Here is a 17,746-nt window from a genome sequence, read left to right as displayed (position 1 = left end):
GCAGGTCAGGGGGGTACGGGCGTCAACCCACCGGGCCGGTCGCCCCGGTCCGGCAGCCCTGGTCCGGGCAGCCGGTCCGGGCGTCCGGTCCGGGAGCGGGGGTCAGTCCGTCGGCCGCCGCAGCCTCGCCACGAACTTGTACCGGTCCCCCCGGTAGACCGAGCGCACCCACTCCACCGGCTCGTCCCGCGCGTCGAGCGAGTGGCGGGAGAGCAGCAGCATCGGCAGGCCGACGTCCGTGCCGAGCAGGCCGGCCTCGCGCGGGGTGGCCAGGGATGTCTCGATCGTCTCCTCGGCCTCGGCCAGGTGCACGTCGTAGACCTCGGCCAACGCGGTGTAGAGCGAGGTGTACTTCACCAGGCTGCGGCGCAGCGCGGGGAAGCGCTTCGCCGACAGGTGGGTGGTCTCGATCGCCATCGGCTCGCCGCTGGCCAGCCGCAGCCGCTCGATGCGCAGTACCCGCCCGCCCGCGGTGATGTCGAGCAGCCCGGCGAGCCGGTCGTCGGCGGTGACGTAGCCGATGTCCAGGAGCTGGGAGGTGGGTTCGAGCCCCTGGGCCCGCATGTCCTCGGTGTAGGAGGTGAGTTGGAGCGCCTGCGATACCTTGGGTTTGGCCACGAAGGTGCCCTTGCCCTGGATACGCTCCAAGCGGCCTTCGACGACGAGTTCCTGGAGGGCTTGGCGTACCGTCGTGCGGGAGGTGTCGAACTCGGCGGCCAGTGCGCGCTCTGGAGGAACCGGGGTTCCCGGGGGTAGGGTTTCGGTCATCTCCAGCAAGTGCCGTTTGAGGCGGTAGTACTTGGGGACGCGCGCGGTGCGCGTCACACCGGCCGTGCCGGCGGCGCCGCTCTCCGCGGTGCCTCCATCGGTCGTCAAGGTGCGCCTTCCCGACTCCGAACCTGCTGCCGTCACCGGCTCCTCCGTCCATTCGCGTCACATCGTGGCACGGGCAAGGCCCGAGCGGACCTGTGCCGAAGCCTCCGGCCTCAGGTGTCGGTCCGATAACGGACCTGACAGCGACTCTTATACACCCTTGACACCCCAAAAGGTCTAGGCCAAGCTGCGGGCACTGGTCTAAACCATTAAAGACCACAGTCGGTCTGAGGAGAGTGCTGTGAAGCGTGGGCTCATAGCGGCGACAGGTGTCGCGGCCATGTTGGTGAGTGTTGCGGCCTGTGGGTCCGGCGACGGCGACAAGAAGACGGGTGCCGACGGTTTCAAGGGCGAGACCTTGAACGTCTGGTTCATGGATGGCTCGAATCCGGCGAAGTGGACCAAGGACGTCCAGGCCGAGTTCGAGAAGAAGACGGGCGCCAAGCTCAAGGTCACCATCCAGAAGTGGAACGGCATCCAGCAGAAGCTGACCACGGCGCTCTCCGAGTCGAACCCGCCGGACGTGGTCGAGATCGGCAACACCCAGACCCCGATGTACGCGCAGACCGGCGGCCTGGAGGACCTGTCCGACCTCAAGAAGGAGATCGGCGCCGACTGGACCGAGTCCATCAACAAGTCCTCCATCTACGACGGCAAGCAGTACGCCGCGCCGTGGTGGGCCGCCAACCGCGTCGTCGTCTACAACAAGAAGATCTGGGCCGACGCCGGCATCAAGGACACGCCCAAGACGCGCACCGAGTTCCTCAAGGACCTCGACGCGGTCAAGAAGAAGGGCGACGCCGACCCGCTCTACCTGCCGGGCCAGAGCTGGTACGTCCTCGATGGCCTGATCATCGGTCAGGGCGGCGACCCGGTGAAGAAGGACGGCAACAAGCTCGTCAGCAACCTCGCCGACCCGAAGATCGCCAAGGCCATGGACATCTACAAGCAGTACCAGGCCTTCAGCACGGCGCCCAAGGACAAGGACGAGGCCAACCCGCAGCAGGGCCAGATCTTCGGCAAGGGCAAGACCGGCGCGTTCATCGGCATGGGCTGGGAGGCGAACGTCTCCATCGAGACCAACCCTGCCATCAAGAAGGACATCGGCTACTTCACCCTCCCCGGCGAGACCGCGGACAAGCCCGAGGGCGTCTTCCTCGGCGGCTCCAACCTCGCGGTCGCCACGGGCAGCAAGAAGCAGGAGCTCGCCAAGGAGTTCCTGAAGGTCGCGCTGTCCGACAAGAACGAGGGCGCGCTGGCCAAGGAGGCCGGCAACGTCCCGAACAAGCAGTCGCTGATGGAGCAGGTCAAGGGCAACCCGGCCGCCGAGGCGATGATCCCCGCCGTCACGGGCGGCGGCACCACCCCGCTGGTCCCCGAGTGGGCCGCGGTGGAGAACGAGCCGAACCCGATCAAGGCGTACATGACGGCAGTTCTGAGCGGCAAGTCCGCCGACGAGGCCGCCAAGCAGGTCGAGCCCGACATGAACAAGAGGCTCAGCCAGAAGCAGTGAACCGGGCGGGCCCGAGCCCGCTCGTCACCTCCGTACGGACCGGCACACCTCGGTCCGTACGGACTTCCGTCCGTACGGACCCCTCTTCGGCTTTCCGGCTTCTCCGGTTTTTCCGGCCTCCGGCCGACGGCTTCGGCCGGGTCCGTACGGGCCCCTGGTACGACCACGCACGGCGCGCTCGGCGCAGGAAGAAGAACCCCATGTCCATCGAGTCGAAAGAGGTCCCCCCGGACCTCGTCGCCCCTGGGGCCGGGAGCGCCGGGCCACCACCGGGCAAGCGTGCCCGCGGCGCCGGACGGCGCGCGGGGGGCGGCGCGACGCCGTACCTCCTGATTCTCCCCGCGGCGCTCGTCACGGTGGTGCTGCTCGGCTGGCCGCTGATCAACAACGGCCTCATCTCGTTTCAGAACCTCAATCCGCGCCAGCTGATCCAGCACGTCACCGAGTGGACCGGGTTCGACAACTACGCGGACCAGCTGAACAGTTCCGACTTCTGGAGCGTCACGCTCCGGACCGTCCTGTTCACCGTCGTCAACGTCGTCCTGATCATGGTGATCGGCGCCCTGGTCGGGCTGCTCCTCGCCCGCCTCGGCAAGAAGATGCGGCTGCTGCTGATGCTCGGCCTCGCGCTCGCCTGGGCGATGCCGGTCATCGCGGCGACCACCGTCTTCCAGTGGCTCTTCGACGAGCGCTTCGGCGTCGTCAACTACGTCCTGACCCAGTTCGGCTGGGACTCGATGGCCCACTACAACTGGATCGGCGGCCAGTACTCGACGTTCTTCGTCATCATCGTGCTGATCGTCTGGCAGTCGGTGCCCTTCGTCGCCTTCAACCTCTACGCGGCGACGACCACCATCTCCAAGGAGCTGTACGAGGCCGCCTCACTCGACGGGGCGGGCGCCTGGAAGAGCTTCACCTCGGTGACGTTCCCGATGCTCAAGCCCTTCTTCCTGGCCACGACCTTCCTGGAGATCATCTGGGTCTTCAAGGCGTTCGCGCAGGTCTACGCCATCAACCAGGGCGGCCCCGACCACCTCACCGAGACCCTGCCCGTCCACGCGTTCGTGGAAGGCATGGGCAGCCAGCACTTCGGGATGGGCGCCGCGATCTCCATCCTCACCATCCTCATCCTGCTGGCGCTGATGGCGTACTACTTCCGCATCGTCTTGAAGCAAGAGGAGGACGAGCTGTGAGGCGCTCACTTCTGGGCCGTATCTGGCCGGGAGCGACCGCGGTCGTTCTCTTCATCGGGTTCGTCTTCCCCGTCTACTGGATGTTCGCCACTGCCTTCAAGCAGAACAACGACGTCATCAGCGAGGTGCCGGTCTGGTTCCCGATCAACCCGACCTTCGAGCACTTCTCCAAGGCCATGAACGCCGACGGCTTCTGGACGCTGGTCGGCAACTCCTTCACGGTCACCGTGCTCGCGGTCCTCTTCTCGCTGGTGATCGGCGTATCCGCGTCCTTCGCGATCGCCCGGATGCGCTTCAAGGGACGCAAGAGCACCATCCTGATCATGATGATGGCGCAGATGGCCCCCTGGGAGGTCATGGTCATCGCCATCTACCTGGTCGTGCGCGACGCGGACATGCTCAACAGCCTGCTGCCGCTCACCGCCTTCTACACGATCATGGTGCTGCCCTTCACCATCCTGACGCTGCGCGGCTTCATCGCCGCCGTGCCCAAGGAGCTGGAGGAGTCCGCGATGGTCGACGGCTGCACCCGCCGGCAGGCGTTCGTGAAGGTCGTCTTCCCGCTGCTGGCCCCCGGGCTGATGTCCACCTCGCTGTTCGGCTTCATCACCGCCTGGAACGAGTTCCCGCTCGTCCTCATCCTCAGCAAGGACCCGGACGCGCAGACCCTCCCGGTCTGGCTCACCGGATTCCGCACCACCTTCGGCGACGACTGGGGCGCCACCATGGCCGCCTCCTCGCTGTTCGCCGTCCCCATCCTCCTCGTCTTCCTGATCCTTCAGCGCAAGGCAGTCGGCGGCCTCACCTCCGGCGCAGTGAAGGGATAACGCCCGCCCATGACGACCCTGGCACGCGACACCGACACCCTCACCCGGGATGCGCTCACCGTCCTGCAACCCGGCTTCACCGGCACCGAAGCGCCGGAGTGGCTGCTGCGCAGAATCGGCGAGGGGCTCGCCTCCGTCGCCCTGTTCGGCCGCAACGTCGCCACCCCCGAGCAGCTCGCCGCGCTCACCGCGCAGCTCCGCGCCGAGCGCCCGGACATCCTCGTGGCCATCGACGAGGAGGGCGGGGACGTCACCCGGCTTGAGGTCCGCACCGGCTCCTCGTTCCCCGGCAACCTCGCGCTCGGCGCCGTCGACGACCCGGGGCTCACCCGGGCCGTGGCCCGCGAGCTGGGGCGGCGGCTGGCCGAATGCGGGGTCAACCTCAACTGGGCGCCCTCCGCGGACGTCAACTCCAACCCGGGCAACCCGGTCATCGGCGTACGGTCCTTCGGCGCCGACCCCCACCTCGTCGCCCGGCACACCGCGGCCTACGTCGACGGCATGCAGTCCGCCGGCGTCGCCGCCTGCACCAAGCACTTCCCCGGCCACGGCGACACCGCCGTCGACTCGCACCTCGACATGCCGCGGATCGGCGCCGACCTCGGCACCCTCTACGCCCGCGAGCTGACGCCCTTCCGGGCCGCCATCGCGGCCGGCACCAAGTCCGTGATGAGCGCCCACATCCTGCTGCCCGCGCTCGACCCGAGCCTGCCCGCCACCCTCAGCCCGACCACGCTGCACGGCCTGCTGCGCGCCCCCGAGAGCGAGGGCGGCCTCGGCTTCGACGGGCTGATCGTCACCGACGGCATGGAGATGCACGCCATCGCCGGCACCTACGGGATCGAGCACGGCAGCGTGCTCGCCGTCGCCGCGGGCGCCGACGCCATCTGCGTCGGCGGCAACACGGCCGACGCGGACACCGTGCTGCGGCTGCGCGACGCGCTCGTGGCGGCCGTACGCGCGGGCGAGCTGTCCGAGGAGCGGCTCGCCGACGCCGCGGCCCGGGTGCGCGCCCTGGCGCGCTGGACCTCGGAGGCGGGCGCGGCGGAGCAGGAGGGGACCGCGCCCGCCCCCGAGGTGGGCCTCATCGCCGCCCGCCGCGCACTGCGGGTGACCGGCTCGTACGAACCGCTGACCGAGCCCGCCTACGTCGCCGCCTTCACCCCCGTCGCGAACATCGCCGTCGGCGACGAGACGCCCTGGGGGCTCGCCGCCGAGCTCGCGCTGCTCCTCCCCGGCACCGTGACCGGGACGTACGACGGCGAACTCGCCGCCGCGCAGGGGACGCCCGCATTGATCGCAAATGTGCTCGACGCCGCCGCGGAACGTAGGATCGTCGCAGTGGTACGCGACGTCCACCGGCACCCCTGGATGGCCGACGCACTGGAAGCCCTGCTCGCCGCCCGGCCCGAGACGGCCGTCGTCGAGATGGGTGTGCCCCAGGCGCCGCCGGCCGGAGCGCCGCACATCGCGACCCACGGGGCCGCCCGCGTCTGCGGACGGGCCGCCGCGGAGGTCATCACCGGCAAGGGCGCCGGGCGCTGAGCCCCGTGGTTCGTACGCAACACAGCCATTTGGAGGCACCCAGCATGTCCGCCACGACTCCCGGCCGGCACAGCGAGCAGCCGGGCCGGATCATGTCCGGCGAAATCGCCGAACAGCCCGCCGTGCTGCGCCGCATCCTCGACGAGGGCGCGCCGAAGATCCGGGAGATCGCCGAGGCCGTCGCCGCGAAGAAGCCGCGGTTCGTGCTCCTCACCGCGCGCGGCACGTCCGACAACGCGGCGCTGTACGCCAAGTACCTGCTGGAGGTGCGGCTCGGCATGGCGTGCGGCCTCACCTCGATGTCCACCACGACGGCGTACGGCGCCCAGCCGGACCTCACCGACGTGCTGGTCATCACGGTCAGTCAGTCCGGCGGTTCGCCGGACCTGGTGGCCTCCACCAAGGCGGCCCGCGAGGCCGGGGCGATCACCCTGGCGGTGACCAACAACGCCGACTCGGCGCTCGCCGCGGTCTCCGAGTTCCACATCGACGTGCTGGCCGGCGCGGAGAAGGCGCTCCCCGCCACCAAGACGTACACCGCCGAGCTGCTGGCCCTCTACCTCTTCGTCGAGGGGCTGCGCGGCGGCGACGGCTCCGACGCCAAGGCGCTGCCCGAGCTGGCCCAGCAGATCCTGGCGCGCGGCGAGGAGGTCAAGCAGCTCGCCGGCCGCTACCGCTTCGCGGAGCGGATGGTGCTGACCTCGCGCGGCTACGGCTACCCGACCGCCAAGGAGGCCGCGCTGAAGCTGATGGAGACCAGCTACATCCCGGCGCTCTCCTACTCCGGCGCGGACCTGCTGCACGGCCCGCTCGCGATGATCGACGCCATCTCGCCGGTCATCGCCATCGTCACCGAGGGCAAGGGCGGCGAGGCGCTCCAGCCCGTCCTGGAACGGCTCCGCGGCCGTGGCGCGGACCTCGTCGTCATCGGCAGCGAGGCCGAGGTCGCCAAGGCGTCCGCGGGCTTCGCCCTGCCGACGGAGGGCGTGCCCGAGGAGCTCCAGCCGCTCCTGGAGATCCTTCCGCTGCAGCTCCTGGCCTACGAGGTCACCATCGCCCGCGGCCAGGACCCGGACGCCCCGCGCGCCCTGGCGAAGGTCACCGAGACCCGCTGAGCCCGTACGCACGACAGGACCCCTCGCCCGTCCCGGGCGAGGGGTCCTGTGCTGTCGTGGAAGGTCTTCGGGCCGCTGCGGTCCGCGCCGGCCGCCGGAAACACTTCGGGCCGCGGCGCCAGGACGGGACCCTCAACCCGACCGGCACCGCAGCCCGGAGCAGACATCGGCCGACCGGTGGCGCGAGGTGTGCGGGCCCCGCGGCCGGTGAGGCCGACTGAGGTCCGGACGCGGTCAGGGCAGAGAGCGCCACGGTCCTCGATCCGCCCTCCTGTGCGGGGAGAGCGGAGGCTTTACCCGTCCATTGTGGACTAGACCATTCGCCGCTGTCTATGCGCGCGGCGAAGTATTGAGGCCCCGGAAGCAGAAGAATTCGCGGCCCCGGCAGCCGCCCCGACGGGCCGCCCGCACCACCCGAAACGGGCTTTCGGGGGAACGCGGGTACGCTCACAGCCGTGCCTTCCATGAACGACCTGGTCCGCCAGCACACCGCCCTCGGCGACTCCGACCTGGAGTGGCTGCATCTGCTGGTCTCCGAGTGGCAGCTGCTCTCCGACCTCTCCTTCGCCGATCTCGTCCTGTGGGTGCCCACCCTCGACGGCACGCGGTACGTCTCCGTGGCCCAGATGCGGCCCAACACCGGGCCCACCTCGTACCAGGACGACATGGTCGGCCACCTGGTGCCGCGCGGCCGCCGGCCCATGCTGGACGCCGCGCTCGACGAGGGCCGGATCGTCCGCGAGGGCGACCCGGAGTGGCGTGAGGAGGTGCCCGTACGCGTCGAGTCCATCCCGGTCCGGCGCGAGGGCCGGGTACTCGGGGTCATCGCCCGCAACACCAACCTGCTGACCGTACGGACCCCGAGCCGGCTGGAGCTGACCTACCTCCAGAGCGCCTCCGACCTCGCCCAGATGATCGCCGCCGGGGCGTTCCCCTTCCCCGGCCAGCAGGTCGACATGGACGCCTCGCCGCGCGCCGGCGACGGCCTGATCCGGCTCGACGGCGACGGCATCGTGCAGTACGCCAGCCCCAACGCGCTCTCCGCCTACCACCGCCTGGGCCTCGCCGCCGACCTGGTGGGACACCATCTGGGCGAGGCGACCGCCGAGTTGGCACCCGTCCGCGGCCCCGTCGACGAGGGGCTCGCCAAGCTCGCCAGCGGCTGGGCGCCGCGCGAGTTCGAGGTCGAGGGCGACGACGGCGTCATTCAACTGCGCGCCATCCCGCTCAAACCGAAGGGCAACCACATCGGTTCGCTCGTACTGCTGCGCGACGTCACCGAACTGCGCCGTCGCGAACGCGAATTGATCACCAAGGACGCGACCATCCGGGAGATCCACCACCGGGTGAAGAACAACCTCCAGACCGTCGCCGCGCTGCTGCGCCTCCAGGCCCGCCGGATCGGCTCGGGGGAGGGGCGGGAGGCGCTGGAGGAGGCGGTCCGCCGGGTCGGTTCGATCGCGATCGTGCACGAGACGCTCTCGCAGAACCTGGACGAGCGGGTCGAGTTCGACGAGATCGCCGACCGCGTCCTGGCCATGGTCGCCGAGATCGCCCCGGGCAAGGTGACGGGCCGGCGCACGGGGCGGTTCGGCGTCCTGGACGCCGAGGTCGCGACCCCGCTGTCCATGGTGCTCACCGAGGTCCTCCAGAACGCGCTGGAGCACGGCTTCGGGCCGGGGGAGCAGGGCACGGTCGAGGTGCTGGCGGTGCGTACCGCGGTGCGCGAGGAGTCGCGACTGAGGGTCACCGTGCAGGACGACGGGTGCGGGCTGCCGCCGGGCTTCGACGCGCAGCGCGGCGGGAACCTCGGCCTCCAGATCGTACGGACCCTGGTGGAGGGCGAGTTGAACGGAACGTTCGACATGGTGCCCGCGCCCGAGCGCGGCACGCGCGTCATCCTCGACATCCCGGTGCGCGGCGAAAAGCACTGAGCCTCGGACCACAGCACTGAGCCCCGGACCGTGGATACGGTCCGGGGCTCCACAACTCACGTTGCTGTGCGCATCGGGGGTACTGCGCGCTGCGGCTCGGGGGCCGAGGGGCGTCGTCAGGCGGTAGCGTTACGCGCCCGGTTGCGGGCGGCGCGGCGCTTCATTGCGCGGCGCTCGTCCTCGCTGAGGCCACCCCAGACGCCGGAGTCCTGGCCGGACTCAAGCGCCCACTGCAGGCACTGCTCCATGACGGGGCAGCGGCGGCAGACGGCCTTGGCTTCCTCGATCTGCAGCAGCGCAGGACCGGTGTTGCCGATGGGGAAGAACAGCTCCGGGTCTTCCTCACGACAAACGGCGTTGTGACGCCAGTCCATGGCTGCTACCTCTCCTCGTATTGCGGGTTACATCGCTTGTGAATGTGAACGCTTTCACGAATCCCCCCGCGAATGAAGGGCCGACGCCACGTCGAAGAACGGGTGTGGTCCTAGAAAAGAGGAGGGGGTTCGGGCTCTCAAGGGGGCCGGTGATGAGCGGCCGTCCCGATCGCCATGAAGAGAGTCGCAAACCTCGGCGGCGGATACAACCCCTTCCGGAAAGTTTTTTTGGATTCCTCGGTGTCGGCTAGGTCACAGCCGTACTTCCAGGGGGTGGAACCCAGCCTAAACGTTCGAGTGGAAGGACTTTAGCCCCTACCACTCACACAATCACACGCAGTGCCCGGCGTACGCCTGTGAACGTCACGCTCGTACGCAGTCCCAGATGGTCGCCGTCCATCTGGAAGGGCAGCGGAACCTGGGAATGCAAGGTGAAGGCCGTCAAGTCGTGCGCGCCCACCACATGCTTCCCGTGCGGGCCGCGGTCCGGTGTTGACGTCACCAGCTGCGTCATATGACGGGCGGCCGTCGGGGTCGAGAGCCTGGTGAATGCGAGCAGGTCAAGGGCGGTGTCGAAGGACGCCTCGGGGGTCGCGTAAACCGGCCTGTTGCCGAAATAGGTCCATGGCGAGGTGTTGCAGATTATCGACACGACGAGATCCTCGACCGGATCCTCGCCCGGCCGTTCGAGGGTGATCGTGCCGCGCCGGCGGTTCGCCTCGGCCAGAAATTGCCGCAACACCTGTCGTGCGTACAGAGCGTGGGTCGAACGCTTGCCGCGTTCCCGCTGCTGTTCCACCCGGCCGATCACTCCGGCGTCGAATCCCAGCCCCGCGCAGAAAGTGAACCAGCGTTCCGGAACACCCTCGTCCTCCGTGCCCGGGGTCCCCGACGCGAGCCCGAGGCCCACCGTGCGCTCGGTGCCCTCGCGCAGCGCGCTCAGCAGCGCGCCGGTCGCCTCGACGACGTCGTTGGGCAGCCCCAGCGCCCGGGCGAAGACATTGGTGGAACCGCCGGGGACCACGGCGAGCCGCGGCAGGCCCGCCAGATCGGGGCCGCCGCTCAGCAGGCCGTTGACGACCTCGTTCACCGTGCCGTCGCCGCCGAGCGCCACGACCAGGCCGGTATTGCCGTCCTCGGCGGCCCGGCGCGCGAGGTCGCGGGCGTGCCCCCGGTACTCGGTGGTCGCGACCTCCAGCTTCAGGTCGCTGGCGAGCGCGTGCACCAGGACATCGCGGGTGCGGGCACTGGTGGTGGTTGCCGACGGATTGACCACGAGAAGCGCGCGCATGGGCGCCAGACTACCTACCTGTGGGTATGTGTCCCGCTCCTGGCCCATCTCCCACCCTGTCTCCCGGCTCGTCCCCCGCCGTCCCCCGAGCCCCGACCCCGGGCCCGTACGGACTCGGCCCCGCGCACTCCCTGGAAGGCCGCTCACGGGCCCGGCGGGCTACCCTGCTGGGGTGAGTCCCAAGCAGAGCCCCAACGCCGCCTCAGCGGCCGCAGACCCCGCGCCGGCCGGCCCGCGACCGGCCCGGCTGACCGCGGCGGCGGCCCTCGCCGCGCTCGAAGGCGTGGCCCTCGTCGGCCTCGGTGTGTACATGCTGGTCATGGGGCTGGTGGGCGACCCCGACAGCCGGATGCAGGCGGAGACGGGCGGGCTGACCGTGCTCGCACTGGCCGCCCTGCCGCTGATCGCGGCCCGCGGGCTGCTGCTGCGGCGGCGCTGGAGCCGCGGGCCCGCGATGATCACGCAACTGCTGTCGCTGCCCGTCGCCTGGACGCTCATCAGCAACGGGGGCGCGCTGATCGCGGTCGGCGCGGCGCTCGCCGCCGTCGCCGTGGTCGTACTGGCCCTGCTGGTCAACCCGACGGCCACCGAAGCGCTGGGCATCGGCCCCCGCGACGCGTAGCCGGGCCCGCCGCCTCTCCCGAGGCGCCGGGGCCGGGCGGCCGGTCCGGACGGCCGGTCACTCCTCCACGAGCAGCTTGTCGCGGAGCTGTGCGAGCGTCCGGGCCAGCAGCCGGGAGACGTGCATCTGCGAGATGCCGACCTCCTGCGCGATCTGCGACTGCGTCATATTGCCGAAGAAGCGGAGCAGCAGGATCTTCTTCTCGCGCGGCGGGAGATCCTCCAGCAGCGGCTTGAGGGACTCGCGGTACTCGACGCCCTCCAGCGCCTCGTCCTCCGCCCCGAGGGTGTCCGCGACGGCCGGGGACTCGTCGTCGGTGTCGGGCACGTCCAGGGAGAGGGTGCTGTAGGCATTGGCCGACTCCAGCCCCTCCAGCACCTCCTCCTCGGAGATGCTCAGCCGCTCGGCGAGCTCGTGCACCGTGGGCGCGCGGCCGTGCTGCTGGGACAGCTCGGCGGTCGCCGTGGTCAGGGCCAACCGCAGCTCCTGGAGCCGGCGCGGCACCCGCACCGCCCAGCCCTTGTCCCGGAAGTGCCGCTTGATCTCGCCGACGACCGTGGGCGTCGCATACGTGGAGAACTCCACACCGCGGTCCGGGTCGAACCGGTCCACGGACTTGATCAGACCGATCGTGGCGACCTGGGTCAGGTCGTCCAGCGGCTCTCCCCGGTTGCGGAACCGCCGCGCGAGGTGCTCCACCAACGGCAGATGCAGCCGCACGAGGTGGTTGCGCAGCTCGGCCCGCTCGGGCGAGCCCACCGGAAGCTCCCGCAGTTCGAAGAAGAGCGCTCGCGCACCACTGCGATCACGGGGGTCGTGGTGCTGGTGCCACGTCTGATGCCGGTGCTGATCCATGTGGTCCGCCCGCTCTGGTCGGTCGCCGGGCTGCTCCGGCTCCACGTCCGCCGGGTGCGGCCGGGCAGGCTGTTGCGGGATGCCCGGGGTGCGCACTCCCCGCGATGATGCAGTACTCACGGAGCCCCCTCTTTTGTCACGGCTGTCCGGGACCTGCGCCGCGCTTCTTGTGCAGGCTGATGCTGACCGTACGGTCGTCCGCGACCGTCGAGTCGACCTCGCCGGCCAGCGCGGAGAGCACCGTCCAGGCGAAGGTGTCGCGCTCAGGGGCGCGGCCGTCCGTGGTGGGCGCCGATACGGTCACCCGAAGAGCGTCCCCGACCAGGCGGAAGACGCAGCTGAGAACACTGCCGGGAACGGCTTGTTGCAGCAGGATCGCGCACGCCTCGTCCACGGCGATGCGCAGATCCTCGATCTCGTCGAGAGTGAAATCCAAACGGGCTGCGAGGCCGGCTGTCGCCGTCCGCAGTACCGACAGGTAGGCACCCGCAGCGGGCAGCCGGACTTCCACGAAGTCCTGAGTCCCGGGCTCGCCTGCGATCTGGGACACCCTCACCTCCAAGGTGGCACAAGCTTGTTGAGCTGTTACGAGCGCCGGTCCCGCAGTCCTCGTGACGAAGGCTGGGGATCCGGCGCGGCACACGGTTCGCCCGCGACGCTATCGCGATCTGGGTCGCGGTGCCGCAGCCCCACGACTGTCACTCATGGTAAGCCCATGAGTACGGACAGTGGCTAGGGGTCTGCGGCCTCAAATCGAAAGAGAAGTCGTCCTGTTGGCGTTTCCGTCACTCTCCGCTATCGCTGCGAGAGTGTGGAGCGGCTCCCCGGACAACCGTTGTGCGGTCCACCCGTCCATCGGCTCGGCGCCGATGGCCCGGTAGAAGTCGATCGACGGTTCGTTCCAATCCAGCACTGACCACTCGAAACGCTGATACCCACGCTCGACGCATATACGCGCGAGAGCCGCGAGAAGCGCCTTTCCGTGACCTCCACCGCGCGATTCAGGCCGCACATAGAGATCCTCAAGGTGGATACCGTGCGTGCCCGTCCACGTCGAATAGTTACGGAACCACAGCGCGAAGCCGACCGGTTGGACCGGACCTCCGTCCGCTCCGGCGCCGTTTTCGTCGCTCTCCGCAACCAGAGCGAAGACCGCGGGGTGCTCCCCGAAGAGCGCTTCGCACAGCTGCTCCTCACTCGCCCGCGCGTCCTCCAGCGCCCGTTCGTACGCGGCGAGTTCGCGAATCATCGCGTGGATGACGGGTACGTCGGCGGCGGTGGCGGCTCGGATCATGACTGCATGCTAACCGGACGGTCCGACAACGCGGTCGGCGCAGCCCGGGGAGGGGCCCCGGGCCGCGCCGGCGCGCGCCCCGGGCCTCAGACGATCCGCTGGTCGGTGAAGCACCAGCGCCAGTTCTGGCCCGGCTCGAAGCTGCGCATCACCGGGTGCCCGGTCTCCGCGAAGTGCCCCGTGGCATGCCGGAACGGGGAGGAGTCGCAGCAGCCGACGTGCCCGCACACCAGACAGAGCCGCAACTGCACGGGATGGCTGCCGGCCGCCAGGCACTCCGTGCAGGTGGCGCTCAGCGGAGCCGGCTCGGGGCGCGGCAGCTCGGGAACATGGGGGCACTCGCTCATGATGACCAGGTTAGATCGGGTAGGCGGGCGGCGGAGCCGTCCCGGACGACAGGGAGCCGGAGCGGCACATGATGAGGATGGGGGCGTAACCGATGGACGTCATGCCACTGCTGATGCTCGTCGCGGTCAGCGCGGCCGTCGCGGGCGTGGCCCGCCGGGGGCCCGTGCCCGCGCCGCTGCTGCTGGTCGCCGTCGGGCTCGCCGCCTCGTACGTACCCGGGGTGCCGGACTACACCCTCGACCCGGACATCGTGCTCCCGCTGCTGCTGCCGCCGCTCCTGCACACCGCGGCGCTCGACAGCTCGTACCTGGACCTGCGGGCCAATGTGCGGCCGGTCGCGCTGCTCTCGGTCGGCTATGTGCTCTTCGCGGCCCTCGCCGTCGGCTACGTCGCCTACCTCGTGGTGCCGGACCTGCCGCTCACCGCCGCGCTGGTACTGGGCGCGGTGATCGCCCCGCCGGACGCGGTCGCCGCCACGGCCATCGCGCGCCGGCTGCGGCTGCCCTCGCGCATCACGACGGTCCTCCAGGGCGAGTCCCTGGTGAACGACGCGACCGCGATCACCGCCTACAAGGTGGCGCTGGCCGCGGCCGTCGGGGAGGGGGCGACGTGGGGCGAGGGCATCAAGGAGTTCGGGCTCGCGGCGGTCGGCGGCATCGGCGTCGGTCTCGTCCTGATGGTGCCGCTGCACTGGCTGCGCAAGCGGCTGCGGGAGCCCCTGCTCCAGAACACGCTCTCGCTGCTGATCCCCTTCGCCGCGTACGCGGCCGCCGAGCGCTTCGGGGCGTCCGGGGTGCTCGCCGTCGTGACCGTCGCCCTCTACCTGGGCCACCGCTCCTGGCAGGTCGACTTCGCGACCCGGCTCCAGGAGGCGGCGGTCTGGAAGATGGTCGCCTTCGTCCTGGAGTCGTCCGTCTTCGCGCTGATCGGCCTCCAGCTGCGGGTCGTGCTGAAGGGGCTCGGCGAGTACGGGGTCGCGGAGGCCGCCTGGTACGCGGCAGCCGTCTTCGTCGCCGTCGTGGCGGCCCGCTTCGTCTGGGTCTTCCCCGCCACATTCCTGCCGCGCGTCCTCTTCGCCCGCGTACGCGAACGCGAACCCGACACCAACTGGACGGCGCCCGTCATCGTCGGCTGGGCCGGCATGCGCGGGGTGGTCTCCCTGGCCATCGCCTTCTCCATCCCGCTGACCACGCACGACGACACCGACTTCCCGGCCCGCAACCTGGTGCTGTTCCTGACGTTCACCACGGTGATCGCCACACTCGTCGTACAGGGCCTCACGCTGCCCGCCCTGATCCGCCGGCTGAAGCTGCCGGGCCGGGACACCCAGGCCGAGACCCTCGCCGAGGCGCAGGCCCAGAACGAAGCTTCCACCGCCGCCGAGCGGAGGCTGGCCGAACTCCTCGCCGACGACCGCAACGCGCTGCCGCAGCCGCTGGCGGACCGCCTCCGCACGGTCATGGACCGCCGCCGCAACGCCGTGTGGGAGCGGCTCGGGACGGTGAACGAGACCACGGGGGAATCGGCCGACGAGACGTACCGGCGGCTGGCCCGGGAGATGATCGGCGCGGAACGCCACGTGTTCGTGGAGCTGCGGGACGCGCGCCGCATCGATGACGAGATGCTGCGCACGCTGCTGCGGCGGTTGGACTTGGAGGAGGCCGCGGCTTATCGCGAGGAGGGGGCGGCGGAGTGACGGGGGCTCCGCCGTGGGGGGCCGTTTACGGGGCCCAGCCCCCCGGGGGTCGTGCGCGGGGCTCTGCCCGGGCCCCGGCCCTCAGGCCCCGCCCAGCTACCGCTGGGAGGCGCCCCCTGGCGGCTCAAGCGCCGGGCGGGCCGATCGGGCTGGGAGGCCGGTTGGTCTCACGTGGTCGGCGGGACGGTGTCGCCGTGGCCCGTGATGACGGCGGCCAGCGTGGTGCCGCGCGGGAACGCGTTCTCCTCGGCGAGTGTCGTCAGGCCGTAGAGCGCCTTGGCGACGTATACGCGGTCCAGGGGCAGGCCGTGCCGTGCGGCGAAGTCGTCGGCGAAGGCGTCGAGCGCGGCGGAGCGCTTGGCGTAGCCGCCGCAGTGGAAGCGCTCGTCGAGCCGCCAGTCACCGCGGCGCGCGCCGAAGGCGGCGCGCTGGAGACCTTCGACCTGGTCGGCGAGGAAGCCGCCGCGGAGCACCGGGAAGCCGATGGCCGCCCCCGCGCCCTCCAGTCCGGCCGCCAGCCCGGCGAGCGTGCCGCCCGTACCGCAGGCGACCCCGACGACGTCGGCGGCGCCGCGCAGCTCCTGCCCCAGGGAGCGGCACCCGGCCGCGGCGGCGGCGTTGCTGCCGCCCTCGGGTATGACGTAGCACTCCTCGTCGGCGCCGGCCGCGCTCAGCAGTTCCGCCAGCACCTCGGGTTCCGCCTTGCGGCGGTACGTACCGCGGCTGACGAACAGCAGCCGCATGCCGTCGGCGGCGCACCGGGCCAGGGAGGGGTTCAGCGGCCGGCCGGCCAGCTCGTCGCCGCGTACGACGCCGACGGTGGCGAAGCCCAGCAGGCGGCCGGCGGCGGCGGTGGCGCGCAGGTGGTTGGAGTAGGCGCCGCCGAAGGTCAGCAGGGTGCGGTGGCCGCCTTCCGAGGCGGCGCGCAGGTTGGGCGCCAGCTTGCGCCACTTGTTGCCCGGCAGGTCGGGGTGGATCAGATCGTCCCGCTTCAGCAGCAGCCGCAGCCCCCTGCGGGCGAACCGCTCGTCACGCACCTCGTGCAGCGGAGACGGCAGCCGCGGCCGAAGGGCGGTCTCGATGTCCAGGAGCGGGCTCACCTGCCCATTCTGACCGCTGCAACGATGCGGCCGCCCCACGGCCCTCAGCCGCGCCCGCACTGTGGGCACCGGCACGGCGGCCATGCGGCGGTGAGCAAGGGGGCGGCCGGGTCGCGCTCCGGAACACTTGCTCAGGGCTCCAGGTGCGACCGCCGTCGCGGGACACCCTCATGCTCATCAAGCGGTGTCCCTGGTTTGTTGGCGCTGCTGGTTCGCGGTTCATCGCACGATCGCTCTCTGTCGCTGACGGGTGTCGCGATCGTGGCGCTCGCGCCTCTGCCGGCGCGGCGGCGTGAAGGGCGTCAATCAGATGTCCCCCGAAAGGCGTCAAACCGGTGTCATTGATGGAGAGTCAGAGCTAGCGTGAAGGCCATGACCACCGCTGTGCATGTGCCGAATGACGCCCTGCGCGCCGTACGGATCGGTCTGCGGCTGAGCCAGGACGATCTGGCGAGGGAGCTCCGCCGGGCGGGAGCCGAGCTGGGGGAGCCGAACGACGCCAGCAAGAGGCTTGTACAGCGCTGGGAGGCCGGGATCAGCCGGACGCCGAGGCCGGTGTACGCCCGTGCTCTGGAGCGGGTCACCGGGGTACCGGTCGAAGCGCTCGGGTTCGCCCTTCAGGTACCGATGGCCAGGGTCCGGGGCGACGGCAGGGGAGGACACGACATGGCGCCGGGCGCCGAGGGCATCGCCGCCGCTTCGGCGGAGCCCCAGCCGGCCTCGCGGGCGACCGGGCTCACCTGTGGAGGCGTGTGGCTGTCCCGGTACGAGTTCTACTCGTCCGGTCGTGACGCCGAGCTCGAAGGCAAGCATTATGTGGTGCTCGTCCAGCACGGCAAGCGGCTGACGGGGCGGTCCTTGCGCGGCGCCTCGTCGAACCCGGATTCCCCGCTCTCGCTGGACCTCACGGTGGAGCAGAGCGTGGTCACGGGCACGTGGACCGAGCAGACGGCCGGTGACGGCTACTACCAGAGCGCCGCGTACCACGGGGCGATGCAGATGCTCGTGGAGCCGACCGGCCGGCGCATGGCCGGCAAATGGGTCGGCTTCGGCAAGGACTTCGACATCAACACAGGACCTTGGGAATTGCGCCTCATGGACGCTTCCACCTCCAAGGCGGTCATGGAGCGGTACAGCGTCCCGCCGGAGTGACCGCCACCGGCCGC

17 protein-coding genes are annotated in these 17,746 nt (G+C 70.5%); 9 read left to right on the top strand and 8 right to left on the bottom strand.

The window, feature by feature from the left end:
- Window positions 1-102: 102 nt before the first annotated feature.
- A complete protein-coding gene (locus AC07AB_RS14855) occupies window positions 103-876 on the bottom strand; it encodes a GntR family transcriptional regulator (protein WP_478565654.1) in 774 nt (257 codons plus the stop codon).
- Between the two features lie 238 nt (window positions 877-1,114).
- On the opposite strand from AC07AB_RS14855, the gene AC07AB_RS14850 reads away from it, so the two are divergent.
- From AC07AB_RS14850 to AC07AB_RS14825, 6 genes are all read left to right on the top strand, one after another.
- Window positions 1,115-2,386: an extracellular solute-binding protein gene (locus AC07AB_RS14850; protein WP_478565651.1), complete on the top strand. Its 1,272-nt coding sequence runs from the start codon at window positions 1,115-1,117 to the stop codon at window positions 2,384-2,386.
- A 200-nt stretch (window positions 2,387-2,586) separates the two neighbouring features.
- Window positions 2,587-3,579: a carbohydrate ABC transporter permease gene (locus AC07AB_RS14845; protein WP_478565648.1), complete on the top strand. Its 993-nt coding sequence runs from the start codon at window positions 2,587-2,589 to the stop codon at window positions 3,577-3,579.
- Entirely contained in the window at window positions 3,576-4,406 is an 831-nt protein-coding gene (locus AC07AB_RS14840; RefSeq protein WP_478565645.1) for a carbohydrate ABC transporter permease, read from the top strand. Before AC07AB_RS14845 ends, AC07AB_RS14840 begins: the two co-directional genes overlap by 4 nt.
- A gap of 9 nt (window positions 4,407-4,415) precedes the next feature.
- Window positions 4,416-5,951: a glycoside hydrolase family 3 protein gene (locus AC07AB_RS14835; protein WP_478565642.1), complete on the top strand. Its 1,536-nt coding sequence runs from the start codon at window positions 4,416-4,418 to the stop codon at window positions 5,949-5,951.
- A gap of 44 nt (window positions 5,952-5,995) precedes the next feature.
- The gene (locus AC07AB_RS14830) at window positions 5,996-7,066 is read left to right on the top strand and encodes an SIS domain-containing protein (protein ID WP_478565639.1); all 1,071 of its coding nucleotides are present in this window, start codon (window positions 5,996-5,998) and stop codon (window positions 7,064-7,066) included.
- Window positions 7,067-7,530: 464 nt separating this feature from the next.
- A complete protein-coding gene (locus tag AC07AB_RS14825) occupies window positions 7,531-9,000 on the top strand; it encodes a sensor histidine kinase (protein WP_478566291.1) in 1,470 nt (489 codons plus the stop codon).
- Between the two features lie 116 nt (window positions 9,001-9,116).
- On the opposite strand, the gene AC07AB_RS14820 is transcribed toward AC07AB_RS14825, so the two are convergent.
- Together AC07AB_RS14820 and AC07AB_RS14815 are read right to left on the bottom strand one after the other, a co-directional pair.
- The gene (locus tag AC07AB_RS14820) at window positions 9,117-9,374 is read right to left on the bottom strand and encodes a WhiB family transcriptional regulator (RefSeq protein WP_004937597.1); all 258 of its coding nucleotides are present in this window, start codon (window positions 9,372-9,374) and stop codon (window positions 9,117-9,119) included.
- A gap of 322 nt (window positions 9,375-9,696) precedes the next feature.
- A complete protein-coding gene (locus AC07AB_RS14815; protein ID WP_478565636.1) occupies window positions 9,697-10,665 on the bottom strand; it encodes a diacylglycerol/lipid kinase family protein in 969 nt (322 codons plus the stop codon).
- A gap of 172 nt (window positions 10,666-10,837) precedes the next feature.
- On the opposite strand from AC07AB_RS14815, the gene AC07AB_RS14810 reads away from it, so the two are divergent.
- Window positions 10,838-11,287: a hypothetical protein gene (locus tag AC07AB_RS14810; protein ID WP_478565633.1), complete on the top strand. Its 450-nt coding sequence runs from the start codon at window positions 10,838-10,840 to the stop codon at window positions 11,285-11,287.
- Between the two features lie 57 nt (window positions 11,288-11,344).
- Here AC07AB_RS14810 and AC07AB_RS14805 read toward each other — a convergent pair whose 3' ends face one another.
- The 4 genes from AC07AB_RS14805 to AC07AB_RS14790 all read right to left on the bottom strand — a co-directional run bounded on the left by AC07AB_RS14805 (window position 11,345) and on the right by AC07AB_RS14790 (window position 13,783).
- Window positions 11,345-12,262, bottom strand: coding sequence for an RNA polymerase sigma factor SigF (locus tag AC07AB_RS14805; protein ID WP_478565630.1), 918 nt, complete (start codon window positions 12,260-12,262; stop codon window positions 11,345-11,347).
- 16 nt (window positions 12,263-12,278) lie between these two features.
- Window positions 12,279-12,692 carry an ATP-binding protein gene (locus tag AC07AB_RS14800; protein WP_116213824.1) on the bottom strand — a complete coding sequence of 138 codons (414 nt, stop codon included), beginning with the start codon at window positions 12,690-12,692 and terminating at the stop codon, window positions 12,279-12,281.
- A 198-nt stretch (window positions 12,693-12,890) separates the two neighbouring features.
- Window positions 12,891-13,436 carry an N-acetyltransferase family protein gene (locus AC07AB_RS14795; protein WP_478565627.1) on the bottom strand — a complete coding sequence of 182 codons (546 nt, stop codon included), beginning with the start codon at window positions 13,434-13,436 and terminating at the stop codon, window positions 12,891-12,893.
- 86 nt (window positions 13,437-13,522) lie between these two features.
- A complete protein-coding gene (locus AC07AB_RS14790) occupies window positions 13,523-13,783 on the bottom strand; it encodes a UBP-type zinc finger domain-containing protein (protein WP_478565624.1) in 261 nt (86 codons plus the stop codon).
- A gap of 92 nt (window positions 13,784-13,875) precedes the next feature.
- On the opposite strand from AC07AB_RS14790, the gene AC07AB_RS14785 reads away from it, so the two are divergent.
- Window positions 13,876-15,480, top strand: a complete 1,605-nt coding sequence (locus AC07AB_RS14785) for a Na+/H+ antiporter (RefSeq protein WP_478565621.1) — start codon at window positions 13,876-13,878, stop codon at window positions 15,478-15,480.
- Between the two features lie 167 nt (window positions 15,481-15,647).
- On the opposite strand, the gene AC07AB_RS14780 is transcribed toward AC07AB_RS14785, so the two are convergent.
- On the bottom strand, window positions 15,648-16,580 hold the full coding sequence (locus AC07AB_RS14780; protein ID WP_478565618.1) for a 1-aminocyclopropane-1-carboxylate deaminase/D-cysteine desulfhydrase: 933 nt from the start codon (window positions 16,578-16,580) through the stop codon (window positions 15,648-15,650).
- A 372-nt stretch (window positions 16,581-16,952) separates the two neighbouring features.
- Here AC07AB_RS14780 and AC07AB_RS14775 point away from each other — a divergent pair, with 372 nt between their 5' ends.
- On the top strand, window positions 16,953-17,732 hold the full coding sequence (locus AC07AB_RS14775; RefSeq protein WP_478565615.1) for a helix-turn-helix transcriptional regulator: 780 nt from the start codon (window positions 16,953-16,955) through the stop codon (window positions 17,730-17,732).
- The last annotated feature ends 14 nt before the right edge of the window (window positions 17,733-17,746 follow it).

It is taken from the genome of Streptomyces sp. NPDC044033 (assembly GCF_056434425.1).
The sequence above is the reverse complement of the archived record's forward strand: the minus strand, read 5'-3'. Positions and strand labels throughout refer to the sequence as shown.